The following is a 24,130-nucleotide window of genomic DNA, read 5'->3' on the forward strand; positions in this document are numbered from 1 at the left end:
CCCTCCCATGTTGATCCCCCTCATCCTCAGCGGTGGCAGCGGCACCCGGTTGTGGCCGGTATCGCGCAGGAACCTGCCCAAGCAGTTCCTCGAGCTGGCCGGCAAGGGCACGCTGTTCCAGCAGGCCATCGCGCGCACCCGGCAACTGCCCGATATTGCCGCACCGATCGTGGTGGCCAGCGAGGATCACCGCTTCCTCGCCGCCGACCAGCTGCTGGAAGCGGGCATCGAGCACGCCTCCATCGTGCTGGAGCCGCTGGCCCGCAACACCGCGCCAGCGATCGCACTGGGCGCGCTGCAGGCGTTGCAGCACGATCCCGACGCCATCCTGCTGGTGCTCCCTGCCGACCACCTCATCGGCGACACCAACGCCTTCGTCGACGCCGTGCAGCAGGCGCTGCCGCTGGTCGCACAGGGCTGGCTGGTGACCTTCGGCATCCGCCCGGATCGCCCCGAAACCGGCTTCGGTTACATCCGGCGTGCCGAGGCGCTCGACGGCCACGGCTTCCGCGTCGGGCAGTTCGTCGAGAAGCCCGATCTGGCCACCGCCGGGTCCTACCTCGCCGACGGCAGCTATGACTGGAACTCCGGCATGTTCCTGTTCCAGGCCTCGCGCTACCTGGAAGAACTCGCCGAGCACGCGCCGGCGATGCTGGCCGCAGTGCGCGAGGCGCACGCCAGGGCCTCGACCGACCTCGACTTCGTGCGCATCGACAGGGACGCGTTTGCGCGCGTGCCGGACAAATCGATCGACTACGCGGTGATGGAGAAGACCACGCGCGCCGCGGTCATTCCGGTCAGTTGCGGCTGGAGCGACATCGGTTCGTGGTCGGCGCTGTGGCTGACCGGCGACAAGGACGCCGACGGCAACCTGCGCGAAGGCGACACCCTGGCGGTGGACACGCACCATTCCCTGCTGCGCTCGCACGACCGCCATCTGCTCGCCACCGTCGGCGTCGACGACCTGATCGTGGTGACCACGCCGGACGCCACCCTGGTGGCGCACCGCGACGCCGCGCAGGACGTGAAGCAGATCGTCGAGCAACTGAAGGCCGCCGGTCGCAGCGAGCACTCGCTGCATCGCGTGGTGCACCGTCCGTGGGGCAACTACGATTCACTGGAAGCCGGCGAGCGGTTCCAAGTCAAGCGCATCCAGGTCAAGCCCGGCGCCTCGCTGAGCCTGCAGAAACACCACCACCGCGCCGAGCACTGGATCGTGGTCTCCGGCACCGCCGAGGTCACCTGCGACGACAAGGTGTTCCTGCTCGGCGAGAACCAGAGCACCTACATCCCGCTGGGCAGCAAGCACCGCCTGCGCAACCCCGGCAAGGTGGTGCTGGAGCTGATCGAGGTGCAATCCGGCAGTTATCTCGGCGAAGACGACATCGTGCGCTACGACGATGTGTACGGCCGCGCCTGAGGCCGGACCTCCCTCACCGCAGCAGCCCGCCGGCGGGCGATGCCTTTCGTCAGGTGACGAGGAGCATCGCGCACGACCAAAGGAAATCCCTTGTGGACAGAGGCGATCCCGCAAAGAGCAGCCCGGCAGTTCCGTAATGCGCGTTCAAGCGCAAGGCGCGGGGAACCGGCGGGCCATGCCCGCCGTACGTGTCATTCCACCGTCACGGATTTCGCCAGATTGCGCGGCTGATCCACATCGGTGCCGCGCAGCACGGCGACGTGGTAGGCCAGCAACTGCAGCGGCACGGTGAACACGGCCGGGGCGATGAAGCTGCCGCCGGACTGCACGCGCAGGGTCACGCCGTTGCCGGCGGTGTCGTCCATGCCGGCGGCGCCATCGGCGAACACGATCAGGCGGCCGCCGCGGGCGCGCACTTCCTGCAGGTTGGATTTCAGCTTGTCCAGCAGCGGGCCGTTCGGCGCCACCGCCACCACCGGCATGTTCTCGTCGACCAGCGCCAACGGGCCATGCTTGAGTTCGCCGGCGGGGTAGGCCTCGGCGTGGATGTAGGAAATTTCCTTGAGCTTGAGCGAACCTTCCAGCGCCACCGGGTAATGCGCGCCGCGGCCGAGGAACAGCGCGTGCTGGCGATGGATGAAGTCGCCGGCCAGCTCGATGATCGCCGGCTCCAGCTTCAGCGCGTTCTCGATCGCGCGCGGCAGGCGCTGCAGTTCCTCGCACAGTGCCGCGTAGCGCTGCGGGTCGAGGCCGTTGCGGCGCGCCAGCTCCAGGGTCAGCAGGGCCAGGCCGGCCAGTTGCGTGGTGAAGGCCTTGGTCGAGGCCACGCCGATCTCCGGACCGGCGCGGGTCATCAGCTTGAGGTCCGCCTCACGCACCAGCGACGATTCCGGCGAGTTGCAGATGACCAGGGTGCCGAGGTAGCCGCGTCGGCGCGACTCGCGCATGGCGGCCAGCGTGTCGGCGGTTTCGCCCGATTGCGAGATCGCCAGGAACAGCGTGCCCGGCGGCACCACGGTCTCGCGGTAGCGATACTCGCTGGCCACCTCGACGGCGACCGGCAGGCGCGCGAATTCCTCGATCCAGTACTTGGCCACCAGGCCGGCGTGATAGCTGGTGCCGCAGGCAATGATGTGCACGCCGCGGGTGGCGGCCAGCAGTGCCTCGCTGTCGATGCCGAAGATGTTCGGCAGCACGCCATGCGCGCCGACGCGAGCCTCCAGCGTGTCAGCCACCGCGCGCGGCTGCTCGAAGATTTCCTTCTGCATGTAGTGGCGGTATTCACCGCGTTCGACCGCGTCGGTGGACAGCTCGCTCTCGTACACCTTGCGTTCGACCGGCGTGCCGTCCAGCGCAAACACCTGCACGCTGTCGCGGGTGATCTCCACCACGTCGTCCTCGTCCAGGTGCAACATCTTGTTGGTGACCTGGATCAGCGCCTGCGCATCGGAGCCGAGGAAGTTCTCGCCGATGCCGAGGCCGACCAGCAGCGGGGCGCCGCGGCGCGCGCCGACCACGCGGTCTGGCTCGTCGCTGCTGAGCACGGCGATCGCGTAGGCGCCTTCCAGTTCGCGCACGGTGGCCAGCACCGCCTCGCGCAGATTCAGGCCCTGGTCGATGCGTCGATCGATCAGCGCCGCCATCACCTCGGTGTCGGTCTCGGAGGTGAACACGTGTCCGGCGGCCTGCAGTTCGGCGCGCAAGCTGGCGTAGTTTTCGATGATGCCGTTGTGCACGATCGACACCCGCCCCGCCACGTGCGGATGCGCGTTCGCCTCGCTGGGCACGCCGTGGGTGGCCCAGCGGGTGTGCGCGATGCCGGTGCCACCCGGGAACGGATCGGCCAGGTACAGCGCCTCCATCTCGCGCACCTTGCCCTTGGCGCGCACCCGGCGGAGCGCGCCGCGGTCGAGCACGGCCACGCCGGAGGAGTCATAGCCGCGATACTCCAGCGCTTTCAGGCCAACGATCAGCAGCGGTGCGACATCGCGCTGGGCTACGGCGGCAACGATTCCACACATGGGGCGAGCTTCCTTGGGTCGTGGCCCGGGTCGCCCCGGGCGCATTTCGAAAGTGCATGATGCAGCAGGTCAATTCACCTTGCGGCGCAGCCAGTTCAGCAGGTCGATGCGGGTGATCAGGCCGAGGAAATCGTCGCCGTCGACCACGATCGCCACGTGGCCGCGCTCGAACACCGGCAGCAGCGACTCGATCGGCGAGCGCACGTCGAGCCGATGCAGGTCGGCGATCATCGCGGTGGACACCGGGTCGCGAAAGCGCGTCTCGTCGGCATGCACGTGCAGCAGCACGTCGGATTCGTCGACGATGCCGACCAGCTTGCGGCCGTCCATCACCGGCAGCTGCGACACGTCGTACAGCTTCATGCGGTTGTAGGCGGTGATCAGCAGCTCGTTGGGGCCGACCACCACGGTGTCGCGCTGGGCGAACGGGCGCAGCAGCAGGTCGCGCAGGTCGCCGTGCTGCTCGCGTTCGATGAAGCCGTTGTCGAGCATCCAGTAGTCGTTGTAGAGCTTGGACAGGTACTTGTTGCCGGTATCGCAGACCAGGGTCACCACGCGCTTCGGGCTGCTCTGCTCGCGGCAGTAGCGCAGCGCGGCGGCGACCAGGGTGCCGGTGGACGAGCCGCCCAGGATGCCTTCCTTCGCCAGCAGTTCGCGTGCGGTGAGGAAGCTCTCCTTGTCGGAGATCGCGTAGGCCTTCTTCACCCGGGTGAAGTCGCTGATCGAAGGCAGGAAGTCCTCGCCGATGCCTTCGACCATCCAGCTCGCCGACTTGGTCGAGAGCGTGCCCTCGTTGATGTACTGCGCCAGGATCGAGCCGACCGGGTCGGCCAGGATCAGCTCGGTCTGCGGCGAATGCTCGGCGAAGAACTTCGACAGGCCGCTGAGCGTGCCGGACGAGCCGCAACCGACCACCACGGCATCCACCTTGCCGTCCATCTGTTCGAGGATTTCCGGACCGGTGCTGGCGATGTGCGCAGCCGGGTTGTCGGGGTTGCCGAACTGGTTGATGAAGTAGGCGCCGGGCGTCTCGCGGGCGATCCGCTCGGCCATGTCCTGGTAGTACTCCGGATGGCCCTTGGCCACGTCGGAACGGGTCAGCACGACCTCGGCGCCCATCGCCTTCAGGTTGAAGATCTTCTCGCGGCTCATCTTGTCCGGCACCACCAGGATCAGGCGGTAGCCCTTCTGCTGCGCGACCAGGGCCAGGCCCAGGCCGGTGTTGCCGGCGGTGCCCTCGACCAGGATGTCGCCCGGGCGGATGCGGCCGTCCTTTTCGGCGCCCTCGATCATCGACAAGCCGATGCGGTCCTTGATCGAGCCGCCGGGGTTGGCGCTCTCGAGTTTCAGGAACAACTCGCACGCACCTGTATCGAGGCGTCGCGCGCGAACCATCGGGGTGTGTCCGATCAGTTCGAGGACACTCTGGTGAACCGTCATGGGGGCTCCGTCGCTGGCGTGGCGGCATCGACGCAAAGCCGTGGCCGCAGAACCGCCATGATAACCGAGCCGCCGGATACGCTGCGGCCCCGGCAATCTTCCCGATGACTGTTCAGGGAAGACCCGGGGCCGCGCCAGCGAACCGCAAGCGTCAGTGGATGAGGTGCGCCCTGTCCGCCCACATGCGTTCAAGCCGCGCCTTGGCCAGCAATTTCTCCTTCTTCATGCCGGCGAGGGTGGCGTCGTCGATGGGAAGTACGCCGATATCGGCGTCGTGCACCTTGCTGTCGAGCTCCCGATGGTGCTGGTAAAGCCGGCGGAACTCCGCGTCCGCTTTCATCAATGCCTCGACATCATCACGCTGCTGGTTTTCGAACATGATCCGACCTCCTGCGAGTGAACGGACGGTTGCCGCCACGCTGACGGCCCGCCGACAGCTGAACCGGCGCACACCCACGACCCACGCCGGTCAACCGGAACGCAGGTGGGGATCTGAACGTGGAATTTGCGCATGATTCAGGTCAGTAACCCCGGTGGCCTGGATGCCTCCCGGGGCTTTGACCCTACTCCGCCGATCAGGCCCGTGCAAGCCGCAGCGACGGTACCGGATCACACTTCGGCACGGGTATTAAATACCTGTCAAAACAGTGTTTTGCAGGCATTGGCCGGCGACCGGCCGCAGCCCGTGGAAGGTGCTGCGGCAAAGCGCCGCCCGACGCCGTTTCAGTGCGTCGCGGGGTGCTTGCGGGCGGGCTTTTTCTCCTCGACGGGGGCCGGCGGCGGGGTGTTGCCGTCGTCCATCTGCGCACGCATCGCCTTGGCTGCCTGCGCGGCCAGCGCCGCCTCGCGACGAGCCGCCCGCGCCACCTTGCTCTGCGCCGCGGCCAGCTTCTTCGCCCGCTCGGCTTCGGCCCGCGCCTGCTCGGCCTGCTGCGAGTATTCGACGCCCTGCTGCTGCAGGCGCGCGGCCTCTTCCTGCGCCAACTGGTTCTGCAGGCGCTGGCGGGCCAGCTCCAGTCGGGCCATGTCGGCTTCGCGGCGGCTGTTGGCCAGCAGGATCTGGTCGTGTTCGCGATCGAGCTGGTTCAACTTGACCTGGGCGTCCTGCAACTGCGCCGCGCTCTTGGCCAGGTCGACCCGGCGCTCGGCCAGGTACAAGGCATGCGGCCGGTCGCCGCGCCCAGCCTCCTCCAGCGTGCGGATCGCCTCGCGAGCTCGCGCCTGTTCGGACAGCGCGTAATGGCCGAGGCCGGGATCGTTGGCGAGCTGGTCCAGGCTGCCGCGCAGGCGGTTGATGTCGATGTCGTCTTGGCGTGCGTGGGCCGCACCGACCAGGGCCAGCGCCAGGCCGGCACCGGCGAGCACTTTGGCTAGGCGTTTCATGGCTGGCCTCCCGGAATGCCGCTGCTGGCGGCCGGCGCGGGGTTGTCGGTCGGCACGCCATCGACCGGCGCGGACAGCACCGAGGCCGAAGGTGCGGGCATGTCGCCCACCGGCAAGGGGGCGGACGAGTCGGCCGCCGGTGCCGGCACCGCCTGTTCCATCTGCTGCTGTCGGGCGGCCAGCTGCTCGCCTTCGTTGCGCAGGCGGGTGTTTTCCTGCAGCTTGCCCTGTATCTCTGCCCGGGCCGCGCCCAACCGCGCCTTGACCCGCGCCAGCTCAGCATCGGCGCCGGATTCCTCGGCCAGGTTCGCGGCATCGGCGAACTTGCGCGTCTCCATGGCCGCCTGCGCCTGCTGGAACTTGTCCTGCGCGAAGCCCAGGTCGACCGGTGCGTAATCCGCGGCACCGGCGTCCCGGGCAGCCTGCAGCTGGTACTGGGCCAGGTTCATCGCGTCATTCGGGGGCGGCGCCGTGGCGCAACCGGCCACGGCCAGGGTCAGCGCCAGCGTCGCGACCGCCGCGCGCATGCGGCGTGCGGACACGGCCGGTGGGGAAAAGAAGTACATCACAGTCCTCATGGTGTGTTGCAGCGTATTGTGGGCAGGCATAATCGTGCAATGCAATGTACATCGGGAACCCAGGGGTAAAACGTGGACATCGGCTACTTCCTCAAGCTCATGGTAGACAAGGGCGCGTCGGACATGTTCCTGTCCACCGGCGCCCCGGTGAACATCAAGGTCGAGGGCAAGCTCTACCCGCTGGGCAACACCGGCCTTCCCAGCGGCATGGTCAAGAAGATCGCCTACTCGCTGATGGACGAAGGCCAGGTGCCGCAGTTCGAGCGCAATCTCGAACTGAACATGGCATTGGCGGTGAAGGAAGCCGGCCGCTTCCGCATCAACGTGTTCAAGCAGCGCGGCGAAGTGGGCATGGTGATCCGCGCGATCAAGAGCGAGATCCCCTCGATCGAGCAGCTGCAGCTGCCGCCGATCTTCCGCGACCTGATCATGGAGCCGCGCGGCCTGATCCTGGTGGTGGGCGCCACCGGCTCGGGCAAGTCGACCACGCTGGCGGCGATGATCGACCAGCGCAATTCGCAGTCACCCGGACACATCCTCACCATCGAGGACCCGATCGAATACCTGCACCGGCACAAGCGCTCGATCGTCAACCAGCGCGAGGTGGGGCTGGACACGCACAGCTACCACGAGGCGCTGAAGAACGCGATGCGCGAGGCGCCGGACGTGATCATGATCGGCGAGATCCGCGACACCGACACCATGGAGGCGGCCATCGCCTTCTCCGAAACAGGCCACCTGTGCCTGGCCACCCTGCATTCCAACAACGCGGACCAGACGCTGGAGCGCATCCTCAACTTCTTCCCCGAATCGGCGCACAAGAACGTGCTGATGAACCTGGCGCTGAACCTGCGCGCGGTGATCAGCCAGCGCCTGGTGATCGGCAAGGACGGTCGGCGCATCCCGGCGGCCGAAGTGCTGCTCAACACCCCGCTGATCCGCGACATGATCCGCCGCGGCCAGATCCACGAGATCAAGGACGCCATGGACCGCAGCCTGCAGGAAGGCATGCAGACCTTCGACCAGTCGCTGTACAAGCTGTACAAGGAGGGCCGGGTGGAGCTGGACGAGGCGCTCAGCAAGTCCGATTCGCGCGACGGCCTGGCGCTGAAGATCCGCCTCGCCGAAGGCGGCAACAGCAGCGCCGAACTGGCCGGCAACGACCCGTACGGGATGGGCTTCTAGAAAAGCGGGCCATGGCCGCCGCAAAACCCCTTCTCCCCGCGGGCAGAAGGTGGCCCGAAGGGTCGGATGAGGGATCACGGTTGCGGCAGATCCCCACCCCCGACAAAAGCGATCGCCCAAGGTGCGCTCCTGCACGTTCTCAGGGTGCGTCGGGCTGAGCCTCCGGTGCAGCGCGCTGGAACGCCTCCAGTTCGTTGCAGGCCTGGTAGATGCGCGCAATGATGGGGTAATCGTCCATCGGCAACTTCCAGCGCGCGGCGTTGTAGACCTGCGGCACCAGGCAGGCATCGGCCACGCTCGGGGTTTCGCCGTGGCAATAGCGGCCGGTGGCGGCGCTGTCGGCGAGCACCGCCTCGATCGCCCTGAACCCCACATCCATCCAGTGCCGCGACCACGCCGCGCGTTGCTCTTCGCTGGCACCGAGCTGCGCCTCGAGCTGCTGCAGCACCCGCAGGTTGCCCAGCGGATGGATGTCGCAGCATATGGCCATGGCCAACGCCCTCACCTGGGCGCGGCCGCGGGCGTCGACCGGCAGCAGCGCGGTCTCGAGCTCCGGGTGCATCTCGTCCAGGTATTCCATGATCGCCAGCGACTGGGTGATCACACGGTCGCCGTCGCGCAGGACAGGCACGGACTCCAGCGGGTTCAGGGCGCGATACTGTGCCGTGTGCTGCTGGCCCCCGTCGCGCAGCAGGTGCACCGGTTGCGTCTCGTAGCTCAACCCTTTCAGGTTCAGCGCGATGCGCACACGGTAGGCGGCACTGGAACGCCAGTAGCTGTAGAGCACCAAACCGGTCGTCATGAGCAGTTCCCCCTGCGCAGATTGCCCGCAGTTTAGCCACAAGTGCCGTCGATGCGGATTGCCCGGGTATCGCGGCCCGGCGCGGTGCGCCCACGGCGGTTTGCATCGGTACCCCGGCCACCGGACAATAAGCGGTTGCAGCCTGTTCTGGCTAGCCCCCACCTCACTGGAGTTGTGCCGTGTCCGTCATCCGCATGAGCGACCTCGAGCTGCGCGACCAGCGCGTGCTGATCCGCGAAGACCTGAACGTGCCGATCGACGAACAGGGCCGGATCACCTCCACCCAGCGCCTCGACGCCGCGCTGCCCACGATCCGGGCCGCCCGCGATGCTGGCGCCAAGGTGATGGTGATGTCGCACCTGGGCCGGCCGAAGGAAGGCCAGTTCGACGCCGAATCCTCGCTGGCGCCGGTGGCACTGTGGCTGAGCAGCCAGCTGGACCAGCCGGTGCAGCTGGTGGCCGACTACCTGGTCAACGGCGTCGAGGTCGCGGCCGGCGACGTGGTGCTGCTGGAAAACTGCCGCATGAACATCGGCGAGGGCAAGGACGACGAGGCGCTGGCGAGGAAGTACGCCGCGCTGTGCGACATCTTCGTGATGGACGCGTTCGGCACCGCGCACCGCGCGCAGGCCTCCACCCACGGCGTGATCAGGTTCGCCCCGGTCGCCGCCGCCGGCCCGCTGCTGTGCGCCGAGCTCGACGCGCTGGGCAAGGCCCTGGAGCATCCGGCCCACCCGCTGCTGGCGATCGTGGCCGGCTCCAAGGTATCGACCAAGCTGACCCTGCTGGACAACCTGATCGGCAAGGTGGACCAGCTGATCGTCGGTGGCGGCATCGCCAACACCTTCATCGCGGCGATGGGCCACTCGGTCGGCAACTCGCTGGTGGAAATGGACCTGCTCGACGCGGCGAAGAAGGTGCTGGCCGACGCCAAACGACGCGGCGCCGAAGTGCCGATGCCGGTCGACGTGGTGGTGGCACCGACCTTCTCCGCGCAGGCACCGGCCACGGTGAAGGCGGTCGATCAGGTGGGCCCGGACGAGATGATTCTCGACATCGGCCCGCAGACCGCCCAACTGTATGCCGGACTGATCGCCAAGGCCGGCACCGTGGTATGGAACGGCCCGGTCGGCGTGTTCGAGTTCGACGCCTTCGGCAAGGGCACCGAAACGCTGGCGCGCGCGATCGCCGCGTCGAATGCCTTCTCGATCGCCGGCGGCGGTGACACCCTGGCCGCAGTCGACAAGTACGGCATCGCCGACGACGTTTCCTACATCTCCACCGGTGGCGGTGCCTTCCTGGAATTCCTCGAAGGCAAGGAACTGCCGGCAGTCACTGCGTTGAAGGCGCGAGCCGCGAAATAATGCTTTGCCTGTTCGACCTCGACGGCACCCTGATCGATTCCGAGCACGGCATCACCGCCTGCGTGAAACACGCGCTGGCGCGGCTGGACGTGACGGCGCCTCCGCACGAGGAGCTGCGGCGCTGGATCGGCCCGCCGCTGCGGCACAGTTTTGCGCCCCTGCTGGATCACGATGCCGGACGGATCGAGGCGGCGGTGGAGTATTACCACGAGCGCTTCAACACGCTCGGCTGGCGCGAACACGAGATCTACCCGGGCATCGAGGCGCTGGTGGAGCAGTTGCTTGCCGCCGGCCACCGACTCGCGGTGGTCACCAGCAAGCCGCACCGCCACGCCGCACCGATCATCGCCCACCTGCCGTTCGGCGAGGCATTCCTGCGCCTGTACGGGCCGCATCCGGACAGCCCGCACAGCGAGAAGGCCACGATGATCGCCGAGGCGCTGGCTGACTTCGACAGCGACCCGGCAGACGCGGTGATGATCGGCGACCGCCACTTCGACATCGACGGGGCGGTGGGCAACGGCATCCGCAGCATCGGCGTGTTGTGGGGCTTCGGCATGCGCCACGAACTACTGGCTGCCGGTGCCACGGCACTGGTGGACAGTCCGGAAGCCCTGCTCGCGTCCATCGAAGGATTCAGCCGGAACTGACCGGCCGCGTCGGCCTTCTGCACGGCGACGGACCCCGCACGCCCGGCATCAGGGTTTTCCGGCCACCGCCTGCGCGAACGAAGGCCACAGCAAACGGTTGGCGTAGCCACTGAGGTGATCGCCATCGAAGAACAGCGGATGGCCGTCCGCATAGGCACCGCACTGACCATGATCGGGCGGGCAAAGTATCGGCAGCGGGTCCCATATCGACACGTGCGGGACTTCCGCGGCGAGCGACTGCAACGCCTGCAACGCGGGAGCACGCAGTCGCTCGACCTCCTTCCGGGGCTGCTGCGGCGATCCCTCGCAGATCGCGTTGCTGCGGTTGTAGCTTTCCGCGCAACGGAACGGCGGCTGCTTGAGGACCATCAGCGGGGCCTCGATCAGCACGCGCGCTCCTTTCGCCTGCAGCGACTGCAGCGTGGTCCTGGCTTTCGCAACGGCAGCAGCCCTTCCCCGCACGGCTCTGACACCGAAGATCTGGTCCTTCATGGCGGCATCGGGATAGCGTACCCATTCGTCGACGAATCGCGGCAGCCGCAGCGATGGAAGAAACACGACGTCTCCCGGCTTGATGCGCGCCAGCAGGCTGTCCATCACCGTGCTGGCGCTGGCCTGGCAAACCGCACTGTCCTCGCGCCACGGCTGCAAGCTGACGAAGGGACAGCCACTGTTGTTGTACAGAGTGATCTCGCTGCCCGACGACAGCGCCTGAAGCGTGAACATCTTCAGGAACGCCATGGCGTGGGAGTCGCCGACGACGAAAACATGTGGCGCGGTAACCGGCGTCGCGCAGCCCTGCCGCACGATCGTCAGTGAAAATCCGGTCCCCACGGGGGACGATTTCGAACTGACCGTGCAACCGGGAAAGGCTGCGTCATGCTTCAATGACTTCGGATACCAGTCGTCGGCGTGACGCGTCACCGAACTGAACGACAGATGCCTCGCCATTTTCTCGACGCCCCTCGAAATCGAGGCGACCGCGACGATGCAGGCGAAACCGGTGAGCACGACACTCCAGTGCGGCAAACGGCGAACGGAATCCGCGCGCCGGAACGGGACTTCCACCGCGTGATACGAGGCCACCGCAAGGACGCCGGTCAGAGCCAGTGCGACAAGCCGCGCGGCGCTGCCATCGAGGCCCACGGTCCAGCGGAACAAAACTAAAACAGGCCAGTGCCACAGGTAGAGCGAGTAGGAAATCCTTCCGACATACCTCGCCGGGACCGAGGCAAGCACGCGCACCAGCGGCTGCGTACGCCTGCTTCCATGCAGGAAGAACAGCATCCCCAGCGTGCCGAGAACGGACAGGATGGCGCCTGGAAACGGAAACCGGTCCGGCTTGGCGATGACGAAATTGACCGCGATGGCGAGCAGGGAAAGGCCGGCACCCCACGCGAACCAGCGTGGCGCATCCGGCTCTTCACCATCGAATCGACGACCGGCAAAAGCCATGGCCTGGTAAAGCAGCACCCCTGCGGCAAGCTCCCAGAAGCGGCTGCCGAGCATGTAGAACGCACGCGTGGCATCGCTCCTTCCCAGCATCGCGGAATACATCGCCGATCCGAGCAGCGCGACCGCAAGGAGCGCCGTGCTCAGCCGGCGCCCCGACCGGCCGTGACTCCAGCCGAGGAACAACGCGGGAAACAGCAGGTAGAACTGCTCCTCGATGCCGAGCGACCAGGTATGCGTATACGGATTGAACGCCGTGATGGGCGAGAAATAGTCATTGCTCGTCCTGGCGAGAACCAGATTGCCCAGACCGAAAAATGCGTGGTGCCCGGTCTGTTCGTTCGCCTGGCTGAGCCAGGCGGACGGAATCAGCAAGGTACTGAACAATGAGGTGAGAAACAGGCAGACCAGCAGCGCTGGCACGATGCGCCGCATGCGCCGCGCCAGGAAGAAGCCGGCGAACGCAGGCAAGCTGGAGCGTTCGCGTCCCCCGACGGACGCACTGACCACGAAACCCGAGATGACGAAGAAGATGTCGACGCCCGAGAAGCCCCCCGGCAGCCATGCAGCCTGCATGTGATAGGCCACGACCGCCAGCACCGCGATCGCGCGCATGCCATCGATGTGTGGAAAATAGGCTGTTCGTCCGGAACCGACTGTCATGCTGCAAGAACCATGGCTGGGGCCGGAAAGCCGACGCGTTGACGAGTGCCGATGGGCAAGCGGCTCCGGTACCCCGTTGCGTCAGGCTGCGACGCGCTTCACCGCATCGATCACGTGAGCGACGGTGAAGCCGAAGTGCTCGAACAGCTGCGGCGCCGGCGCGGAAGCACCGAACGTGGTCATGCCGATGACCTCGCCGTCCAGGCCCACGTACTTGCGCCAGAAGTCGGCGGTCGCCGCTTCCACCGCCACGCGGGCGCGGCACCAGCCGGGCAGCACGCCTTCGCGGTATTCCAGCGGCTGCGCATCGAACACTTCGGCGCACGGCATCGACACCACACGCACGGCCATGCCCTGCTGGGCCAGCGCACGCGAGGCTTCCATGGCCAGCTCCACTTCCGAACCGGTGGCAATCAGGATCGCCTGGAATTTCGTGTCCAGCGGATCGGACAGCACGTAGCCGCCACGCTGGATGTCGGCAACCTGCTGCCCGCTGCGCTGCTGATGCTTGAGGTTCTGCCGCGAGAAGATCAGGCATGACGGCGCACCCTTGCGCTCGATCGCCGCTTTCCACGACGCCGCCGACTCCACCGCATCGCACGGGCGCCACAACTGGTTGTTCGGGATGTAGCGCAGGCTGGCCATGTGCTCGACCGGCTGGTGGGTCGGGCCATCCTCGCCCAGGCCGATGGAGTCGTGCGTGTAGACGTGGATGGCGTGGGCGGGGATCAGCGCGCTCATGCGCACCGCATTGCGCGCGTAGTCGGAGAACACCAGGAAGGTGGCGTCGTACGGAATGAAGCCGCCGTGCAGGGCCAGGCCATTGGCGATCGCGGTCATGCCGAACTCGCGCACGCCGTAGTAGACGTAGTTGCCCTGGCCTTCGCTGCTGTTGCCGTTGCCGGCGTCCTTGCTGCCCTTCCACTTGGTCAGGTTGGAGCCGGCCAGGTCGGCCGAGCCGCCGATCAGCTCCGGCAGCAGCGGGCCGAACGCATCCAGCGTCATCTGCGAGGCCTTGCGCGAGGCCACTTCCGGGCCTTCGGCCTGCAGCTTCGCGATATACGCCTGCGACTTCTCCACCCAGTCGGCCGGCAACTCGCCGGCAAGGCGGCGCTTGAATTCGGCAGCCAGTTCCGGATGCGCCGCGGCATACGTCGCGAACGCCTCGTTCCAGGCCTGCTCCGCTTCGCTGCCCGCCTTCCGGTGATCCCAGCCGGCGTAGATCTCGGCCGGGATCTCGAACGGCGCATGGTTCCAGCCGAGTTGCGCGCGGGCGGCGGCAATCTCGTCCTTGCCCAGCGCGGCGCCGTGGCTTTCCTCCTTGCCCTGCTTGTTCGGCGCGCCGAAGCCGATGATGGTCCTGGCGCAGATCAGGGTGGGCTTGTCGCCCTGCGCGGTGGCGGCGGCGATCGCTTTCTTGATGGCCTCGGCATCATGCCCGTCCACGCCACGAATCACGTTCCAACCGTAAGCCTCGAAACGCGCCGGGGTGTCGTCGGTGAACCAGCCATGCACCTCGCCGTCGATCGAGATGCCGTTGTCGTCGTAGATCACCACCAGCTTGCCGAGCTTCCACGTGCCGGCAAGCGAAGCGACTTCGTGCGAGATGCCTTCCATCAGGCAGCCATCGCCGAGGAACACGTAAGTATGGTGATCGACCACGCCGTGGCCCGGGCGGTTGAAGTGCGCCGCCAGCACCTTCTCCGCCAGCGCAAAGCCGACCGCGTTGGCCAGACCCTGGCCGAGCGGGCCGGTGGTGGTTTCCACTCCCGGCGTTTCGCTGGCTTCGGGGTGACCCGCGGTCTTCGAATGCAGCTGGCGGAAGCGCTTCAGCTGATCCATCGGCAGGTCGAAGCCGGTCAGGTGCAGCAAGGCGTACTGCAGCATCGAGCCGTGGCCGTTGGAGAGCACGAAGCGGTCGCGATTGAACCACTTGGGATTGGCCGGGTTGAACTTGAGGAAGTCGTTCCACAGCACCTCGGCGATGTCGGCCATGCCCATCGGCATGCCGGGATGACCTGATTTCGCCGCCTCGACGGCGTCCATGGCAAGGGCTCGCACGGCATTGGCGAGTTCGCGGCGGGTGGTCATCGGGCAGTCTCCGGAAGGTGCAAAAGCGCTCATTGTCGCTGATCCGGCGTCGTCCTGTCGCGCCCGCGCCGCCGGGGCGGGGATACCCCCGGAAGCGAGGCGGCTTAATCTCCGCTTAATACTGAACCAATGAGTATTGAATCTTTCCCGGCCCCACCCATCTAAGTCCCCGTGTCGCCGCCCACCTTGGGCGGGGCGCATTCGACAAGAGCCCATCCCCACATTGGGCCAACTGTCCCGACCATTGGAGCCATCCATGAAAACCAAGAAAACACTGCTCGCCCTCGCCCTCGTCTCCGCCGGCCTGGTGGCTGTCCCCGCAGCATTCGCGCAGAACGCGCCCGCCGACAACGCCGGCTGGTTCATCAACGGCAACGTCGGTCGTACCGCGATCGATCACGGCCCGTACGACGGCCACGACACCGGTTATGCCTTGAACGGCGGCTACCGCTGGTCGCTGGCGCCGAACTTCGCGCTGGGTGCCGAGGTGGGCTACAACGACCTGGGCAACATCCACGCCAAGAACATCTTCAACAGCGACCCGGTCGTTGCCGACAACAAGTCGCAGCTGCACGGCTGGACGGTGGGCGCCAATGCCCGGCTGGACATGACCCCGAACTGGTACCTCAGCGGTCGCGCGGGCCTGTACAGCTGGACCGGACATGGCCTCAACAACGACGTGAACCCGATCCGCAAGGGCCTGGACGACAACAGCTGGTACGCCGGCGCGGGCATCGGCTACAACATCACCCCGCAGCTCAGCGTGGGCGTGAACTACGACTACTTCGACGCCAGCAAGAACAACGTCGACCTGAGCACGGACATGGTCTCGGCCAGCGCCGAGTACCGCTTCTGATCCAGCGGGACCCATTCCGACATCATGTCGGGATGTTCGCCTACAAGAAGAGGGCGCCTCAGGGCGCCCTTTTCTTTTGTGCGAACTGCGTCACATATAAAATATGCGGTTGGCAACCTGCGTTCCGACGCGCAGGACTGCGACAGGAAAGTTCGGGAAACACTAACAACAGGGGATTTTCGAATGAAGAACACACTCTTGGCGCTGGCTGTGCTGGCCGGCGCGACGTTGGCCACGCCCAACGTGCAGGCAAAGGACCTCACCGGCGGCTTCGTCAACCTCGGCGCCGGCCGTGCGAGCTACCACGCCACGTTCGACAGCTATGACCTCGGCAGCGAACACGGCACGGCCGTCATTCTCAACGCCGGCTACCGCACCCAGTTCATCGGCTTCGAGGCGGGCTACACGGACCTCGGCAGCATCAGCAGCCGCGATGGCACCACCTACGCCAAGCTCTCGGGTGACGGCTGGACGGCAGGCATCAACGGTCACTTCAACCCGACCGACGCGTGGTACATCTCCGCACGCGGTGGCGCCTTCATGTGGAAGTTGCACGGCACGGCGCAGTCCAGCGACCCGGCCAACTCCTTCAAGGAGAAGGCCAGCAGGCAATCGCTGGGCTGGTATGCCGGCGTCGGCACCGGCTACGACATCAACAAGAGCTGGAGCATCGGTGCCAATTTCGATTACTACAGCATCTCCAAGCAGGGCCTGGATATCGGCAACCGCATCTATACGGTAAGCGCCGAGTACCGCTTCTGAAGCCCCGCCACTCGGAAAAAAAATGGGCGCCTCGCGGCGCCCATTTTTTCTTTACGCTTTTCCGAATTTCGAATTCCGGGCAATCAGCCGTTCCACTGTCCCAGCGCCGCCAGGCCGTTGTCCTTGGCGCGGGCGTGAACGATCTTCTGCGCGTCAGCGACGTTGCCCTTCAGATCCTTCGACCACAACTGCAGCGCGGCCTGCTGCATCGCGCGGCCGTAGGAGAACGACAGCGGCCACGGGTGCGGACCGATCTGGTTCATCGCGTTGAGGTGTGCGGTGGACTGCTGGTCGGTCTGGCCGCCGGAGAGGAAAACGATGCCCGGCAGCGCCGCCGGCACGGTGGACTTGAGCACGCGCACGGTGGCCTCGGCCACTTCCCCGATCTCGGCCTGCTCCTCGCAATCCTTGCCGGGGATGACCATGCTGATCTTCAGGATGGTGCCTTCCAACATCACGTTCTGCTCGTACAGCGCGTTGAACAGGCTGCGCAGCACGGCCTCGTGCACCTCGTAGCTGACTTCGATGGTGTGATCGCCGTCCATGATCACCTCGGGCTCGACCATCGGCACCAGGCCGGCCTCCTGGCACAGTGCGGCGTAGCGGGCCAGCACGTGGCAGTTCGCCTCGATCGCGGTGGAGCTGGGGTTTTCCTCGGAGATGTTGATCACCGCGCGCCACTTGGCGAACTGGGCACCCAGCCTGGCGTACTCCTCGAGCCGCGGACGCAGGCCGTCCAGACCCTCGGTGACCACATCGCCGGGGAAGCCGGCCAGCGGCACCGGGCCCTTGTCGACCTTGATGCCGGGGATGATGCCGGCCTTCTTCATCACCTGGGTGAACGGCACGCCATCCTTGGTGGACTGGCGGATCGTCTCGTCGAACAGGATCGCGCCGGAGATGTGCTCGGACAGGCCCGGCGTGGTCAGCAGCAACTCGCGGTAGGCGCGCCGATTCTCCTCGGTGTTCTCGATGCCGACGGCCTCGAAGCGCTTGCGGATGGTGTTGGTCGACTCGTCGATCGCGATGATGCCCTTGCCGGGCGCGACCATCGCCAGGGCGACGCTTTCGAGATCTTCAATGCTCATTGATGACTCCGCTGGCGGGGGCGATGCCCGGCCACACATGGTGGGCGCCGCCTCGCACGCGAAGCGGCATGGTGAAAAACGGCGATTATAGGCCAGATCGGGCCGGTGACGGGCCGAAACAACACCGCACCCTGCAGCCGGCCCGGTGGATCAGCCAGGGTAGCCGGGCAGCTTGCAGGGGGCCATCAGCTGGTCGCGCGCGGCAGGATCCTTCGGCCCGTTGAAGACCACGATGTAATACGTGGACACCGGCTGATGGACGTTGTTGCTCAGCGACGGGCCGTAGCGGAAGTTGGCCACCGCGCTGCGCGCCATCGGGCCGAGGTCGCTCTTGGGCTCCACCCTGGCCACCTGCACGTCCAGCGGCACGCCGTCGGAACCCACGGTGTAGGTCACCGCCACGCAGCCTGGCTTGTCCAGGTTCAGGCCACTGTTGGGAGCATCCATCTGCACCTTTGTGTTGAGCAGGATCCAGTAGCGATACAGGTTCTGCTGGTCGACCTTGATCGCCTGCGCCAGCACCGGCGTGGCCGCGCCCAGCGCCAGCGCGAACAGCACGCCGCGGCATACGGAGGGAAACAGGGTTTTCATGGCGGGCTCCCGCAAGGCGTCGAGGGCCCCAGTGTAGCTGCCCGCGCGGTGCGCCACAGCCGGCCAGCCGACGGCGGACAGCCGGCTTTCAGCGTCACAGCTCGCGCCGGCTTTCCACCGTGCCGTCGGGGCCTACCGCGAGCAGTTTCAGCGTGTTGGTGCCGCCCACGTGGCCGACTCGGTCGCCGTAGGTGATCACCACGCTGTCACCCTGGAGCAACTTGCCCTGTTCGAACAGCAACCGCACCGCGGCACGGGTGGAGGCGGCCATGCTCTGCTTCTCGCCGTGGCTGAACTCCACCGGCTGCACGTCGCGCAGCAACTGCATGCGTCGACGTGCGGAGGCGGACGGCGACATGCCGTAGATCGGCACCGCGCTGCGGTAGCGCGACAGCCACTGGGCGGTGGCGCCGGATTCGGTCAGCGCCACGATCGCGCGCACGCCGAGCTGCCCGGCCAGCACCATGGCGGCCAGCGCGATCGCCTGGTCGGTGCGGCTCAGCTGGTGGATGACGTTGGCCAGGTCCTCCTTCGGCTCGAACTGGCGCTCGGCGCCCAGGCAGATGCGCTGCATCGCCGCCACTGCCTTGTCCGGATGCGCGCCGGCGGCGGTCTCCTCCGACAGCATCACCGCATCGGTGCCGTCAATCACCGCGTTGGCCACGTCGAGCACTTCGGCGCGGGTGGGGATCGGCGCGCGCACCATCGACTGCAGCATCTGGGTGGCGGTGATCACGGCGCGGTTGCGCTGCACCGCCTCGCGGATGATCTTCTTCTGCAGGCCGGGCAGCTCGGCGTCGCCGATCTCCACGCCAAGATCGCCGCGCGCCACCATCACCACGTCGGAGGCGTCGATGATCTCGCCCAGCACGGGGATGGCGTCGGCCCGCTCGATCTTCGCCACCAGCGCCGCGCGGCCACCTGCCAGCTTGAGCAGGTGGCGGGCCAGGTGCATGTCGTCGGCCGAACGCACGAAGGACACGGCGAGGAAATCCGCGCCGATCTCCGCCGCCAGCCGGATGTCGGCCTTGTCCTTGTCCGACAGCGCGTCCACCGAGAGTCCGCCGCCCTGCCGGTTGAGTCCCTTGCGATTGGACAGCTTGCCGCCGACCAGCACCTCGCAGCGCACTTCGCTGCCGACCACCTCGTGCACGGTGAGCGCCACCAGTCCGTCGTCCAGCAGCAGCACATCGCCGGCGCGCACGTCGGACGGCAAACCGTAGTAGCTCACGCCCACGCGGGTGGCATCGCCCGGCGGCACGCCGGCGCGGCAGTCGAGCACGAAGCTGTCGCCCTCTGCCAGTTGCACCGGGCCGTCGGCGAAAGTCTCGATGCGGATCTTCGGCCCCTGCAGGTCGGCCAGCACGCCGACTTCGCGACCGGCCGCCTGGGCGGCTTCGCGCACCGCGATGGCGCGTGCACGATGATCGTCCGGCTCGCCGTGCGACAGATTGAGGCGCACCACATCCACGCCTGCGGCAATCAACCGGCCAAGCATGCCGGGCGCGTCGGTGGCAGGGCCCAGCGTGGCGACGATCTTGGTACGGCGAACTTTTTCCATGGTCATCGAATGAGCCTAGCAGAATTGCGCCGATCCATTCGCGGCGCCATCGAGCCACGCGCTTGACAGCCTTGATGACCCCGTTCCACGCTTGGAAACCGGCGCAATGCCATGGGGGGATACAAGGATGGGCAATACACACGGACTGCGGCCCTGGGCCGCGGCTTTGGTCTTGGGCGTGGGCAGCGTGTTGACGGCGGTCGCCGCGGCGCCTGCGCCGACAGCGAAAGCCACTTCGCCGATTCCACTGCAGGACTTCATTCGTCCGGCCAACTTCTCGCAGGTGCGCATTTCGCCCGACGGCAAGTATCTGTCAGCCATCGTGCCCAACCCGCAGAATCCGCACGAGAACGTGCTGGCGATCCTCGACGGGCAGACGGCCAAGCCCCTGCACGTGATCCCCTCGGGCAGGAATGCGCTGCTCGCCGACTATTTCTGGGCCAGCGACGACCGACTGATCGCCGCCGGTGCTTTCCGCCAGAACGGGCTGGACACGCCGCGGGGCACCGGCGAACTGTACGGCATCAACGCCGACGGCAAGCGGCAGGAGCAGCTGTTCGGCTATCGCGCGGGCAGCGACACGGTGGGCTCCCACATGCGTCACGCCACCCAGCGCTACGCTTCGGCCACGGTGATCGGTGATGCGCTGGCGGTCGACAACCGGATCCTGATCGCGACCAACGCGTTCACCGACGATCGCAACGGCAGCGCGACCAACATCGAGACGCTGAACATCATGACCGGGCAGACGCGCACGATCGGCGCGGCGCCCGCGCGCAACGCTGACCTGATCGTCGACCACGCCGGCCAGGTGCGTGCGGCGTGGACCAATGACGGCTTCACCGAAATGCGGGTCTGGACCCGACCCAGCAACGACGCCCCCTGGACCTTGCGCAACGACTCGGCCACGTCCGGCGTGACCATCACGCCGATCGGCTTCAACCGCGACAACAGCCGGCTGTACGTGCGTGTCTCGCAGGGCGACGGCCCCGATGCGATCGAGCTGATGAATCCGGCCGACGGCAGCCGCACCATGGTCTACCAGGGCAAGTTCGCCGACCCGATGGATCTGCTGCCGACCGCCGATCACCTCGACTACTATGCGATCATCACGGCCGATGGCAAACCGGGCCTGCACTACATCGATCCGGGCAGCCAGGAAGCACAGCTCACCCAGGCTCTGGACAGCAACTTCCCGGGTCAGCTGGCGTTCTTCTCCAGCTTCACCCGCGACGGCCAGCACGCCATCGTGCACGTCATCAGCGATCGCAGCGGCAGCGACTATTACCTGTTCGACCTGGCGACGCACCAGGCGAAATTCCTGATGAGCGCGCAGCCGTGGCTGGATCCGAAAGTCACCCGGCCGATGGAGCCGATCGCCTTGACGGCGCGGGACGGCCTGCCGCTGCACGGCTTCCTCACCCTGCCGGCCGGCAAGGCACCGTTCCCGATGGTGGTGGTGATCCACGGCGGCCCCCACGGCGTTGCCGACCAGTGGGGCTACGACCCGGAAGTACAGATGCTGGCCAACCACGGCTATGCCGTGTTGCAGGTGAACTACCGCGGCTCCGGCGGCTATGGCGCCAAGTTCATCGAACGCGGTTACCGGCAATGGGGCCTGAGCATGCAGGACGACGTCACCGACGCCACCCTGTGGGCGGTCAAGCAGGGCTACGCCGACCCGAAGCGGCTGTGCCTGTACGGTGGCAGCTACGGCGGCTATGCCGCGCTCGAAGGCGTGGTACGCGAACCCGACCTGTACGAGTGCGCGATCGGCTACGCCGGCGTGTACGACCTGCGCGTGCAGCTGGATGCCAGCGACACCCGGCAGATCAACGCCGGCGTCGACTACCTGCACCGCGCGCTGGGCACCGATCGCGCCGACCTGCTGCGTCGTTCCCCACTGGGTGGCGTGGCGCGGATCAAGGCGCACCTGATGCTGGCGCACGGCGGCGAGGACAAGCGCGTGCCGTTCCTGAACTTCCGCGAGTTCACCCGCGCGCTGGACGCGCAACGCGTCCCGTACGAATCCCTGGTCGAGCCGAAGGAAGGCCACGGCTTCTTTCTCCCGGAACACCGCCTGGAGTTCTACGGGAAGATGCTCGACTTCCTCGACCGCAACATCGGCGCGCAGCGCCAGGCGGTAGCCACACCGTGACCCGGCCGGCTTCTACCGCCCATCCTCCTGGGGAGCGGCGGCTGGCGCCAAGGCCAGATTGAGCACCTGCGCGAGGCGGCGGCCGGCTTCGCGCAGGCGGCGATCGGCCACCGGCAGCCAGGTGGTCACGTAGGCCGGAGCGATCTTGTGGCCGGTCGGGTACAAGCCGGTCTCGGCGGTGATCCGGCACGACTCCTCGGCCCACTGGGCGTAGGGATTGTCCAGCGGAGCGACCGGCGCCGGCAGCGGTACCGGCACCGCCGAATCCAGGCGTTGCGCGTACTGCTGCCAGTCCAGCCCGCGCGTGTAGAGCATGCCGGAGTCCCACACCCGGTGCAGGTTGCTGCCCTTGCCGTCGAACTGCACCTGGTAGGTGTTGCCGCCCTTGTCGTCGCGATAGCCGGCATGCAGGGGCTGGTGGATGTCACCGGCGAAATGCACCACGAACTTGAGCGCCTGGCGGCGCGCGGCGTCAGGCTTGCTGCGGTCGCCGAGCACGCCAACGTAATACTGCAGTGCGGCCACCACGCAGCGGCCGTCGCGGCAATCGCGCGGCGGCACGTAGTCACACGAGGGGCCGCCGTGGAAATTGATGTAGTGCTGGCTGCGCGTCTGCTTCCACAGGCTCGCCATGGCCGGATCGTTCTGCATCTGGTCGGCCCAGTTGGCGACATCGGCCAGCGAACCGGTGTGCTCCGGCGCCAGCAGGCGTTCGACCTCGGCCTCGGCGGCCGGGCTCAGATGCCGCTGCGCCAGTTCGGCGACCACGCTGTGGCCCAGCGGTCCCCATGCCAGTGCCGGCGTGACCAGCAGGCAGGCGAACACGGCGACGACGGCACGGCGGACGAAACTCATGCGGATGATTCCGGCGACAAGGGAAGGTCGCAGTCTGCCACACCGGTGCTGCGGTGTTTTGTCGCCACCCGCCCGGTCCCGTGCCGTGCAGGCCCGGCGGCCAGCCGGGGCTCAGGCAGGCGCGCGGGAATGGCGGTAAAATGACGATTCTTTCCGCCCGCTCGCGGCATCGAGCCCATCCTCAGGAGGACGTCATCTCATGGCCATCAAGGTCGGCATCAATGGCTTCGGCCGCATCGGTCGCAACGTGTTGCGCGCCGCCGTGGAGAACTTCGGCAACGACATCGAGATCGTGGCGATCAACGATCTGCTGGAGCCCGATTACCTGGCCTACATGCTCAAGCACGACTCCGTGCACGGCCGCTTCGATGGCGACGTGAAGGTCGACGGCAACCATCTGGTGGTCAATGGCAAGCGCATCCGCCTGACCCAGGAACGCGACCCGGCCAACCTGAAGTGGAACGAGGTGAACGCCGAGGTGGTGATCGAATCCACCGGCCTGTTCCTGACCAAGGAAGCGGCGCAGAAGCACATCGATGCGGGTGCGAAGAAGGTGATCCTGTCCGCGCCGTCGAAGGACACCACGCCGATGTTCGTCTACGGCGTCAACGACAAGAAATACGCCGGCGAGGCGATCATCTCCAACGCCAGCTGCACCACCAACTGCCTGGCGCCGGTGGCCAAGGTGCTGAACGACAAGTGGGGCATCAAGCGCGGCCTGATGACCACCGTGCACGCCGCCACCGCCACGCAGAAGACCGTGGACGGCCCGAGCAACAAGGACTGGCGCGGCGGCCGCGGCATCCTGGAGAACATCATCCCGTCCTCCACCGGCGCGGCCAAGGCCGTCGGCGTGGTGATCCCCGAGCTCAACAAGAAGCTCACCGGCATGAGCTTCCGCGTGCCCACCTCGGACGTCTCGGTGGTCGACCTCACCGTGGAGCTGGAGAAGCCGGCGACCTACGAGGAGATCAAGGCCGAGATGAAGGCGCAGAGCGAAGGCGCGCTGAAGGGCATCCTGGGCTACACCGAGGACAAGGTGGTGGCCACCGACTTCCGCGGCGACGCACGCACCTCGATCTTCGACGCCGACGCCGGCATCGCGCTGGACGACAGCTTCGTCAAGCTGGTCAGCTGGTACGACAACGAGTGGGGCTACTCGAACAAGTGCCTGGAGATGGTGCGCGTCGTCGCGAAGTAATCGCCCCGC

20 protein-coding genes are annotated in these 24,130 nt (G+C 66.8%); 8 read left to right on the forward strand and 12 right to left on the reverse strand.

The annotated features are described in order from the left end of the window. Nucleotides 1–7: 7 nt before the first annotated feature. Nucleotides 8–1,420, forward strand: a complete 1,413-nt coding sequence (locus tag B1991_RS04880; protein ID WP_136257586.1) for a mannose-1-phosphate guanylyltransferase/mannose-6-phosphate isomerase — start codon at nt 8–10, stop codon at nt 1,418–1,420. A 191-nt stretch (nt 1,421–1,611) separates the two neighbouring features. Here the strand turns inward: B1991_RS04880 and glmS are convergent, their stop codons facing one another. The 5 genes from glmS to B1991_RS04905 form a co-directional block, all read right to left on the reverse strand. Then, complete coding sequence (gene glmS, locus B1991_RS04885) at nt 1,612–3,441, reverse strand: glutamine--fructose-6-phosphate transaminase (isomerizing) (RefSeq protein WP_136257587.1); 1,830 nt, start codon at nt 3,439–3,441, stop codon at nt 1,612–1,614. Nucleotides 3,442–3,510: 69 nt separating this feature from the next. After that, nucleotides 3,511–4,881, reverse strand: a complete 1,371-nt coding sequence (locus B1991_RS04890; RefSeq protein ID WP_136257588.1) for a pyridoxal-phosphate dependent enzyme — start codon at nt 4,879–4,881, stop codon at nt 3,511–3,513. A 151-nt stretch (nt 4,882–5,032) separates the two neighbouring features. Continuing rightward, the gene (locus tag B1991_RS04895) at nt 5,033–5,260 is read right to left on the reverse strand and encodes an HP1242/YdcH family protein (RefSeq protein ID WP_136257589.1); all 228 of its coding nucleotides are present in this window, start codon (nt 5,258–5,260) and stop codon (nt 5,033–5,035) included. A gap of 344 nt (nt 5,261–5,604) precedes the next feature. After that, a complete protein-coding gene (locus B1991_RS04900) occupies nt 5,605–6,264 on the reverse strand; it encodes a hypothetical protein (protein ID WP_136257590.1) in 660 nt (219 codons plus the stop codon). Continuing rightward, nucleotides 6,261–6,842, reverse strand: a complete 582-nt coding sequence (locus tag B1991_RS04905) for a DUF4398 domain-containing protein (RefSeq protein WP_246031060.1) — start codon at nt 6,840–6,842, stop codon at nt 6,261–6,263. The genes B1991_RS04900 and B1991_RS04905 overlap by 4 nt, the downstream gene beginning before the upstream one ends. Nucleotides 6,843–6,914: 72 nt before the next feature. On the opposite strand from B1991_RS04905, the gene B1991_RS04910 reads away from it, so the two are divergent. Beyond that, nucleotides 6,915–8,027 (forward strand): PilT/PilU family type 4a pilus ATPase, encoded by a 1,113-nt coding sequence (locus tag B1991_RS04910; RefSeq protein ID WP_168709578.1) that lies wholly within the window; start codon nt 6,915–6,917, stop codon nt 8,025–8,027. Between the two features lie 139 nt (nt 8,028–8,166). Here the strand turns inward: B1991_RS04910 and maiA are convergent, their stop codons facing one another. After that, on the reverse strand, nt 8,167–8,829 hold the full coding sequence (gene maiA, locus B1991_RS04915; RefSeq protein WP_136257592.1) for a maleylacetoacetate isomerase: 663 nt from the start codon (nt 8,827–8,829) through the stop codon (nt 8,167–8,169). 179 nt (nt 8,830–9,008) lie between these two features. Here maiA and B1991_RS04920 point away from each other — a divergent pair, with 179 nt between their 5' ends. Both B1991_RS04920 and B1991_RS04925 read left to right on the forward strand, forming a co-directional pair. Beyond that, nucleotides 9,009–10,193, forward strand: a complete 1,185-nt coding sequence (locus tag B1991_RS04920) for a phosphoglycerate kinase (RefSeq protein ID WP_136257593.1) — start codon at nt 9,009–9,011, stop codon at nt 10,191–10,193. Then, a complete protein-coding gene (locus tag B1991_RS04925; RefSeq protein ID WP_136257594.1) occupies nt 10,193–10,843 on the forward strand; it encodes an HAD hydrolase-like protein in 651 nt (216 codons plus the stop codon). Before B1991_RS04920 ends, B1991_RS04925 begins: the two co-directional genes overlap by 1 nt. A gap of 48 nt (nt 10,844–10,891) precedes the next feature. Here the strand turns inward: B1991_RS04925 and B1991_RS04930 are convergent, their stop codons facing one another. After that, on the reverse strand, nt 10,892–12,958 hold the full coding sequence (locus B1991_RS04930; protein WP_136257595.1) for an acyltransferase family protein: 2,067 nt from the start codon (nt 12,956–12,958) through the stop codon (nt 10,892–10,894). Between the two features lie 81 nt (nt 12,959–13,039). Beyond that, nucleotides 13,040–15,049, reverse strand: a complete 2,010-nt coding sequence (gene tkt / locus B1991_RS04935; protein ID WP_136257596.1) for a transketolase — start codon at nt 15,047–15,049, stop codon at nt 13,040–13,042. Between the two features lie 256 nt (nt 15,050–15,305). Here tkt and B1991_RS04940 point away from each other — a divergent pair, with 256 nt between their 5' ends. Together B1991_RS04940 and B1991_RS04945 are read left to right on the forward strand one after the other, a co-directional pair. Further along, nucleotides 15,306–15,905 (forward strand): outer membrane protein, encoded by a 600-nt coding sequence (locus B1991_RS04940; protein ID WP_136257597.1) that lies wholly within the window; start codon nt 15,306–15,308, stop codon nt 15,903–15,905. 183 nt (nt 15,906–16,088) lie between these two features. After that, on the forward strand, nt 16,089–16,667 hold the full coding sequence (locus B1991_RS04945) for an outer membrane protein (RefSeq protein ID WP_136257598.1): 579 nt from the start codon (nt 16,089–16,091) through the stop codon (nt 16,665–16,667). Nucleotides 16,668–16,750: 83 nt separating this feature from the next. Here the strand turns inward: B1991_RS04945 and B1991_RS04950 are convergent, their stop codons facing one another. From B1991_RS04950 to pyk, 3 genes are all read right to left on the reverse strand, one after another. Beyond that, on the reverse strand, nt 16,751–17,755 hold the full coding sequence (locus B1991_RS04950) for a class I fructose-bisphosphate aldolase (RefSeq protein WP_136257599.1): 1,005 nt from the start codon (nt 17,753–17,755) through the stop codon (nt 16,751–16,753). A gap of 150 nt (nt 17,756–17,905) precedes the next feature. Next, entirely contained in the window at nt 17,906–18,346 is a 441-nt protein-coding gene (locus tag B1991_RS04955) for an energy transducer TonB (protein WP_136257600.1), read from the reverse strand. A 94-nt stretch (nt 18,347–18,440) separates the two neighbouring features. Beyond that, a complete protein-coding gene (gene pyk / locus B1991_RS04960) occupies nt 18,441–19,907 on the reverse strand; it encodes a pyruvate kinase (protein WP_425466649.1) in 1,467 nt (488 codons plus the stop codon). A 127-nt stretch (nt 19,908–20,034) separates the two neighbouring features. Here pyk and B1991_RS04965 point away from each other — a divergent pair, with 127 nt between their 5' ends. After that, entirely contained in the window at nt 20,035–22,065 is a 2,031-nt protein-coding gene (locus tag B1991_RS04965; protein WP_168709579.1) for an alpha/beta hydrolase family protein, read from the forward strand. Between the two features lie 12 nt (nt 22,066–22,077). Here the strand turns inward: B1991_RS04965 and B1991_RS04970 are convergent, their stop codons facing one another. Continuing rightward, the gene (locus B1991_RS04970) at nt 22,078–22,920 is read right to left on the reverse strand and encodes a S1/P1 nuclease (RefSeq protein ID WP_136257603.1); all 843 of its coding nucleotides are present in this window, start codon (nt 22,918–22,920) and stop codon (nt 22,078–22,080) included. 199 nt (nt 22,921–23,119) lie between these two features. On the opposite strand from B1991_RS04970, the gene gap reads away from it, so the two are divergent. Further along, nucleotides 23,120–24,121, forward strand: coding sequence for a type I glyceraldehyde-3-phosphate dehydrogenase (gene gap / locus B1991_RS04975; protein WP_136257604.1), 1,002 nt, complete (start codon nt 23,120–23,122; stop codon nt 24,119–24,121). Nucleotides 24,122–24,130: the final 9 nt, after the last annotated feature.

Source organism: Rhodanobacter lindaniclasticus (assembly GCF_004799035.1).
Taxonomy (GTDB): domain Bacteria; phylum Pseudomonadota; class Gammaproteobacteria; order Xanthomonadales; family Rhodanobacteraceae; genus Rhodanobacter; species Rhodanobacter lindaniclasticus.

Excerpts from the sequence above, each read along its gene's own strand:
- pyk (WP_425466649.1), bottom strand. The coding sequence starts at position 19,907 with ATGGAAAAAGTTCGCCGTACCAAGATCGTCGCCACGCTGGGCCCTGCC.
- B1991_RS04940 (WP_136257597.1), top strand. The coding sequence starts at position 15,306 with ATGAAAACCAAGAAAACACTGCTCGCCCTCGCCCTCGTCTCCGCCGGC.
- B1991_RS04970 (WP_136257603.1), bottom strand. The coding sequence starts at position 22,920 with ATGAGTTTCGTCCGCCGTGCCGTCGTCGCCGTGTTCGCCTGCCTGCTG.
- gap (WP_136257604.1), top strand. The coding sequence starts at position 23,120 with ATGGCCATCAAGGTCGGCATCAATGGCTTCGGCCGCATCGGTCGCAAC.
- B1991_RS04930 (WP_136257595.1), bottom strand. The coding sequence starts at position 12,958 with ATGACAGTCGGTTCCGGACGAACAGCCTATTTTCCACACATCGATGGC.
- B1991_RS04880 (WP_136257586.1), top strand. The coding sequence starts at position 8 with ATGTTGATCCCCCTCATCCTCAGCGGTGGCAGCGGCACCCGGTTGTGG.
- glmS (WP_136257587.1), bottom strand. The coding sequence starts at position 3,441 with ATGTGTGGAATCGTTGCCGCCGTAGCCCAGCGCGATGTCGCACCGCTG.
- B1991_RS04890 (WP_136257588.1), bottom strand. The coding sequence starts at position 4,881 with ATGACGGTTCACCAGAGTGTCCTCGAACTGATCGGACACACCCCGATG.
- tkt (WP_136257596.1), bottom strand. The coding sequence starts at position 15,049 with ATGACCACCCGCCGCGAACTCGCCAATGCCGTGCGAGCCCTTGCCATG.
- maiA (WP_136257592.1), bottom strand. The coding sequence starts at position 8,829 with ATGACGACCGGTTTGGTGCTCTACAGCTACTGGCGTTCCAGTGCCGCC.
- B1991_RS04905 (WP_246031060.1), bottom strand. The coding sequence starts at position 6,842 with ATGAGGACTGTGATGTACTTCTTTTCCCCACCGGCCGTGTCCGCACGC.
- B1991_RS04900 (WP_136257590.1), bottom strand. The coding sequence starts at position 6,264 with ATGAAACGCCTAGCCAAAGTGCTCGCCGGTGCCGGCCTGGCGCTGGCC.
- B1991_RS04950 (WP_136257599.1), bottom strand. The coding sequence starts at position 17,755 with ATGAGCATTGAAGATCTCGAAAGCGTCGCCCTGGCGATGGTCGCGCCC.
- B1991_RS04945 (WP_136257598.1), top strand. The coding sequence starts at position 16,089 with ATGAAGAACACACTCTTGGCGCTGGCTGTGCTGGCCGGCGCGACGTTG.
- B1991_RS04895 (WP_136257589.1), bottom strand. The coding sequence starts at position 5,260 with ATGTTCGAAAACCAGCAGCGTGATGATGTCGAGGCATTGATGAAAGCG.
- B1991_RS04965 (WP_168709579.1), top strand. The coding sequence starts at position 20,035 with ATGGGCAATACACACGGACTGCGGCCCTGGGCCGCGGCTTTGGTCTTG.
- B1991_RS04925 (WP_136257594.1), top strand. The coding sequence starts at position 10,193 with ATGCTTTGCCTGTTCGACCTCGACGGCACCCTGATCGATTCCGAGCAC.
- B1991_RS04955 (WP_136257600.1), bottom strand. The coding sequence starts at position 18,346 with ATGAAAACCCTGTTTCCCTCCGTATGCCGCGGCGTGCTGTTCGCGCTG.